Genomic DNA, 6160 nt, shown 5'->3' on the forward strand with positions numbered 1-6160 from the left:
GTCGATCAGCCCTGGCGCATCATGTCCATCGGCCTGCGCGAATGGGCTTATGGGTTCTGATCAATGGGATTTGGTATTAGCGTTCCCACCAAAGTGTCTCATTCAGGGCAGGCCGACTCGGGGCGGTGGGACTCATCCTTGGCGACGACCTTTTGGATCCCGTCGAGCTCGGTCACGCACCACGCCCGCCCGACACGGCGCGCCGGATGGCGCCGCCGGTCGAACATCGTGGGTCAGGTCACTGCGGCTTCAAGCGCGCCTTTGGGTATCAACCCGGTGGTGACGCAGCGCCACAGGGCGACCAGCAGCTTCCTGGCTAGGGCAACGGCGGTGATCTTGCGGATGCGTTCCCGGATCTCGCCGAGGCGCCCGGTGAATCAGCATGCGAGAGCGCTACCGGACGGGTAGCGCAAACACAGCCAAGCGAGCTCGACCATGCTCTTGCGCAGGAGGAGGTTGCCCGCCGTGGAGATAACCTGATCCTGGTGCCGGTCTCCGCTCGCGAACGGACTGGACGTGAGCCCGGCATTAGCGGCCACCTCCTTGCCGATGGCAAAGGGGCGGTACAGCGCCTCGCGGACCAGCACAGTCGCCAGTTCGGGGCCGATGCCGCCGAGCCTGGCGAGCAGTGCTGCCCTGGGCGCGTCGGCGTCATCAAGGCTCGCCGCCGTGACAGCGGTATCGCGCTCGGCCTCGACAACTGCAATCTGCTTGAGCACAAGTTCCAGGTGCAGGAACTCGCGCTCTACTTCCCGGCGTAGGCGCGGCGGGCAGCGCCCGGCCGTCGCCCGTACGCAATTCCTCAAGGCGCTCCCGTCGATCGCGTCGCAAGAGCAGATAGTCGTGGATGCCCTGAGTGGCGAACAGGCCTTTGATCCGGTTCACGTACTGCACGCGTTCGACGATCAGCCGCTGGCGCTCACGGGGGGGGGTGCGGCGTGCATCCTCGCGCTCCACTGTGCGCACCTGCCCCATGTGGCAGGCTGCCCGGTCGCCGCGGCACCACGCCATCAGTCCGCACAGCAGCATCGCCGCGTCCAGCCGATCAGTCTTGGCGTGCCGTGCCCACCGGGCGACTTGCAGGCTGTCTGGATCCATCACCCAACGAATGATCTCCTCGGCCGTGAGAGGACGGTGCAGCCAGAACCCATCATAGCCGACCTCGTAGCCGAGAACGACCTGCGCTGTCCCTCCGGTTACCTCCTGCGCCTCAAATGGCCAAAGTCGAGCTTAGGAATTAAGGGAATTCCAGCGAGTCTTCCCGTGGCAAGGCGCGATTGTTCGGCTCCATTACGTTGGCACAAGCACGGTCACGCTCTGCACGGAGATATGTTCACGGTTGAGATGCACCGTGTGATAGTCGCCGCGTAGCCAGGGTACGAACTGGTCACTGTAATGCTTGTGCCCCGGAATGCCGGAATTGCCGATGTTTTGCACAGCAAGGAAACGGTCCGGCTCGGCAAAGTCCACCACGATGCGGTATTCCGCGCCGGAAGCTGCGTTGTGCGGTGGAAGCTCGCCGCCGGTATTGCGCAGGGTATGCGAGCCGCCATCCACCGCGGCGGGGCCGATATCGAAGGTCGCGCTGCGCTCGGCGTTGGACAGCGGGTGTTTCCAATGCGCTAGATGCACTTTGCCCCAGACCCAAGCGGCCCCGTCCACCCCCAGGCGGTCGCAGAGCGTGTCGAGCACCTTGGCGGCGACATCGCGTGCCACGGCCCCAGTGCCCTCGGGGAAGAAGGGGCGCTCCGGCTCCAGGAGCATGGCGCATCCCAGACCGGTCTGCTGCACGACAAGATCGCGCAGGCGGGCCGGCATGTGTGCCGCGACGATGGCACGCTGCCACAGGAACATGAAGGTCTCAAAGACGGTGGGCGCCGCGCTCTCGAGCGTATATGCGAAATCCCAGCTGCCGAGGATGCGGGCGACCGGGTCTTCCGCAGGCAGCAGGCGCAGGATGGCGGGCACCAAGCGCTGGGCCCGCGTATTCACCACATCGTTTTGGACGGCGATAGTGGCAGCACGGTTATGCGTGGAGGGAGCGGTGAAGATCTGGTCCAGCCGGATGCCGCGATGCCCCTGGGAGTAAGCGCCGTAGATCATCGGCTCCTGCTCCGGGGGAATGACTCGCTGGTTGGCCGAGGCGACATAGCCGCGCGGCGGGTTGTAACTGTGGGGCAGTTGCTCGAAGGGAATATAGCCGGACCACCGGTCGTCCGGGTTGGTGGCGTCGCGGTAGCCATAGGCGAAGCGGGGCCGCAGCGGCAGGCGGCCGGCCATCTGATAGCCGACATTGCCGTGAATATCGGCATAGATCCAGTTGAACACAGCAACGGACCAGTCGCGCAGCGTATTGCGGAAGGCATCCCAGTTCTTGGCGCGCGACAAATTCACCAGGGCGCGCATATCGTCGATATGCTCCATGCCGACCCAGCGGAGCGAAAGCGGCGGATCGCCACCTTCGGTGAGGGGAGGAACCAGCGCATTGACGATCGGGCCGCGCACGGTGCGGCGAATCGTCAGGCTGTGGTCCGGCGCATCCTTCACGTAGATGACTTCGGTGGTCTCCTCGAAGGCTCTCCAGCCCTCGCCGTCCCAATACTGGGCGGCATCGTCGGGGTTCACCGTCTCGGCATAGAGGTCGCGCGTCGAGGCCATGTTATTGGTTAGGCAGAAAGCTATCGTGCCATTGCTGCCCCACAACAGGCCGGGCACGCCGGGATGGCCGCAGCCGGCAGCATTATCCTCGGGCCCATGCAGCGCGAACTCATACCAGGAGGACGGCACCCAGAAGGGCTGATGTGGGTCGCCCGCCAGGATGGCGCTGCCGCCGGTCAGAGCCGGGTTCAGAGCCCAGTTGTTGCTGCCGGTTGCGTCATCTGTGCCAGCGGCGTGAGGCGGCGAGAAGGCGGGCGACGGAAGGATAAGGTTGTCCGAGCCTTCCGGCGTCAGGTAGTCCTCACGCAGCCGTTCGGGCAGGAAGCGGGCCGCCTCGGCGGCAGCAAGGCGGTCGATACGGCCATTTAGCGACCACCACAGCCCACGGGCGATGGCTACCACACAGACGCGCGTGAAGGGCTCGGGCTTATAGCCGAGGATGCCAAATTCCGGCGGCAGCTCCAGCACCGCGATGCCGCGATTGATGCCTGCGACGAAGGCGTCCACCAGCGGGGCGGTGATCGGGTCCATCGCCTCGGCCTCCCGCCCAGCGATCTCTGGCAGGCCCACAGTGCGGTGGGCGATATCCGTGGCCAGATAGGCCTGCCCCATCACTTCCGCTTGACGGCCCAGGGCACGGCGGCGCAGCCGGTCTATCTGCCAGAGCCGGTCCTCCGCCATGGCGAAGCCGAGTCCGAATTGCAGGTCGGCGGAGCTGGAGGCGAAGATGTGCGGGATGCCGACATCATCGCGGACGATTTCGACCTTGCCGGAAACGCCGGCGAGATGGGTGGTTTCTGACACGCGATGACCTCCGAACGCCCAGGGCCGGGGATCATCATGCCTGTTTGCGTTTCCGGCAACGGTTCTCCGACCGAGGTAGCTATCAGCCGCGCATGAAGACATCAACCGGTCCGGAGCTCTGGCGCGGCGGAGGGCGGCGCCTGCTGGCCATCGGCGCCTCTCCCGCCAAGGTGCAGGTGGAGCAGGAGGCGGAGGAATTCCTCAGCCATGCCGCGGCCTTGGTCATCGATATCGGTACGCTGATGGCGCCCCAGCGTGCCGCTATGCATCTGGCCGCGAAACCCCGCCCAACGGCGATCTGGTCGCTCTGCTCTACCGCAACGTCTTGGGCCGAGAGCCACAGGCGACGTGGCTCCAGGCTTACACTGGCGCACTCAACGCCGGCATGTCACGCGAGCAGCTCCTGGTGAACTTCTCCGAAAGTGCGGAGAACCGCCTCCAGACTGCGGCTGAAAACCGAACCGCACGCTGGCCGACATGGCGTCAGAGTTCCGCTGCACGGAGTGCAATCAGCGGCCGACCAGCATCTGGATGACGAGTGATCCCGCTAATGGATCCACGGCGGCCATGGGGCCTGAGATCCGGGAAGAGGTGCCTGGGCTGCAGCGCACTTAGCGAGGCAGCGCCGGCCAGGGATCAAACGCCAGGCTCCTGACCCGAAACCGTTCCGCCAAGGTGCGGAAATCGTCCTCGACGGCCTGCATGTCCGTCTCGTTGCCGGGCGCGGCGGTCAGTCGTCCCTCCGCCGCCCGGCCGGGACAGAAGGGGTTCCGAGCCTCCTGCACCCTGCCGAAGCCTTTCTCGCCTCCTACCGCTTGGTCAGCCAGCGCTTGGAAATCCGGCAAGCGACCGTGAATGCGGGGTTGAAAACATTGCCCACATCATAGCGGACGACTTGGCCCATCAGATGACTGGCAGCCCGGGGGTCCAGCCCAAAATCCTCGCCGAGCCAAGCCGACATTTCCGTTGTGGCGTGCTGGAGTGCCTGATCGAGCGGACGCGCATTGCCAATTGTGAAGATCTCTTCAGCCGTCTCGCCGCGCGGCCAAGTTATGGTCCGCTTCAGTACGTGAAATGTCACCTCCATCTCGAAGGAGGTTTCAATGCCCGTGCCGGTGATCTCGCCGTCACCCTGGCAGGCGTGGCCGTCGCCTAGATAAAAGAGCGCTCCTGGGACGGAGACTGGGAACCAAGCCGTTGTCCCCGGTGCAAACAATCGGTAATCCATGTTGCCACCGTTCTGCGCACTGGTCGCTGTGGAGAGGGCCTGCCCTCCCGCCGGCGCAACCCCGAAGCAGCCGATCATGGGTTGGACCGGCGGCGCAAAATCCTCAAGCCCTTTCCCCGGCTCTTGTAGCCGCACTGTTCCCGTTTTGCTGTCGATATCCCAAACAGCGCGCTGTTGAGGTAGCCGATCAATGACCGCCGCCGGATCCAGTACGGTGAGTGCGAGGGGTGAATAGGTCCAGCCGGTTGCTCGGCTCGGCGTCAGCCGATCGATGCGAACGGCCAGCGTGTCCCCTGGCTCGGCACCTTCGATGAAGAATGGTCCGGTCATTGGGTTCGGACGGCTGGCAACGGCAACCTCGCGCGCGTCGAGGCCGGACGCATCAACCGTATCGGTCACCACCGTGTCGCCGTCAGCGATGCGGAGGCATGGCTCAGCGGTGCCGATGGCGTTGAAGTATCGGATGGGATGGAAGCGGTGTTTGACCATCGGTGCTCCCCAAAAGATCTTTTACGCAAGTCGCATCCGACCGGTGCGTGTCGCAAAAGCGCTCAGCACGCTAGGAGCCGCTCCGGATATCGGTCAAGGGCCGTGGGCAAGCGGAGCAATCGTCACGGTCTAACCAGTACTTTGACTCTGACGACGGCAACCAAGAGAAATCCGGTGTTGCTGCCGAGCCGCATCAGGTTTTCCGAAGGCTGGTGGGTTTAGGTTAGGCTGCCAGGGCGAGTTCTCAAGCGTAGCGTCATAGAGCGCCTCTGCCTCGACGAGCGGCATGTGCCCGATCGAATCGAGGAGGCGGCGGTGACTGTACGGGTCCACCCATTCGAGGATGGCGAACTCGGCGACCTCCGTGTTAGGCCAGGGCCCACAGCGCCAGATCGCCTTGTGTCTTCGACAGGCCATTGATGGTTTGGGCCAGCGGGTTGTCGTAGCTGCCGCCGACGGTGAGGCTGGACGCAGGCCACCATCATCACATGACCAGAGGATGGGCCAGGAAGTCGCTGATGCAGCCCTCCGCGGTGCTGTCGCTGGTCGCCCGCCCCAGCGGCATGATCAGCGCCATGGCGGCGTCGATCTTCTGCTCCGGTCGGGCCTTGCGTGGGTAGACGTTGCCCCTGGCGTCGTAGTGCCTGACCACGTTGCCGAGGCACCAGTCCAGCACCGGGTTGCCCTGGTGCCGCACCCGGCCGGCCAGCATCGCCGCGCCGAGTTCCTTGGTGGGCTCCGAGAGGTTTCCGGTGCGCATGGGGAACTCCACCACCGGCAGCCCGTCCGCCGCGAGGGACTGGCGCATCTGTCGCGCCTGCCAGGGATCAAAGGCCAGGCTCCTGACCCGGAACCGTTCTGCCAGGGTGCGGAGATCGTCCTCGACGATCTGCATGTCCGTCTCATACCGTCGAGCGGATGAACTGACTCTGGTGTGATTTCCTGCGCGGCGGAGATGGTGATTCGCTTCTGGCCTGACCT

Annotated in this window: 6 protein-coding genes; 2 read left to right on the forward strand and 4 right to left on the reverse strand. The window is 64.7% G+C overall.

The window, feature by feature from the left end:
- Positions 1 to 377: 377 nt before the first annotated feature.
- Positions 378 to 719 carry a transposase gene (locus D2K64_RS25225; RefSeq protein WP_202910798.1) on the reverse strand — a complete coding sequence of 114 codons (342 nt, stop codon included), beginning with the start codon at positions 717 to 719 and terminating at the stop codon, positions 378 to 380.
- A 571-nt stretch (positions 720 to 1290) separates the two neighbouring features.
- On the reverse strand, positions 1291 to 3564 hold the full coding sequence (locus D2K64_RS22565; protein WP_120010632.1) for a penicillin acylase family protein: 2274 nt from the start codon (positions 3562 to 3564) through the stop codon (positions 1291 to 1293).
- On the opposite strand from D2K64_RS22565, the gene D2K64_RS22570 reads away from it, so the two are divergent.
- Together D2K64_RS22570 and D2K64_RS26350 are read left to right on the forward strand one after the other, a co-directional pair.
- Positions 3555 to 3872 (forward strand): hydroxyethylthiazole kinase, encoded by a 318-nt coding sequence (locus D2K64_RS22570; protein WP_120010633.1) that lies wholly within the window; start codon positions 3555 to 3557, stop codon positions 3870 to 3872. The two genes, D2K64_RS22565 and D2K64_RS22570, sit on opposite strands and share 10 nt — an antisense overlap.
- The gene (locus tag D2K64_RS26350) at positions 3788 to 3997 is read left to right on the forward strand and encodes a DUF4214 domain-containing protein (RefSeq protein ID WP_157986056.1); all 210 of its coding nucleotides are present in this window, start codon (positions 3788 to 3790) and stop codon (positions 3995 to 3997) included. The genes D2K64_RS22570 and D2K64_RS26350 overlap by 85 nt, the downstream gene beginning before the upstream one ends.
- 273 nt (positions 3998 to 4270) lie before the next feature.
- Here the strand turns inward: D2K64_RS26350 and D2K64_RS22580 are convergent, their stop codons facing one another.
- Entirely contained in the window at positions 4271 to 5179 is a 909-nt protein-coding gene (locus D2K64_RS22580) for an acetamidase/formamidase family protein (RefSeq protein ID WP_120010635.1), read from the reverse strand.
- A 484-nt stretch (positions 5180 to 5663) separates the two neighbouring features.
- Positions 5664 to 6074, reverse strand: a complete 411-nt coding sequence (locus D2K64_RS22585) for a terminase TerL endonuclease subunit (RefSeq protein ID WP_120010636.1) — start codon at positions 6072 to 6074, stop codon at positions 5664 to 5666.
- Positions 6075 to 6160 lie beyond the last annotated feature (86 nt).

It is taken from the genome of Teichococcus vastitatis (assembly GCF_003604215.1).
Taxonomy (GTDB): Bacteria; Pseudomonadota; Alphaproteobacteria; order Acetobacterales; family Acetobacteraceae; genus Pseudoroseomonas; species Pseudoroseomonas vastitatis.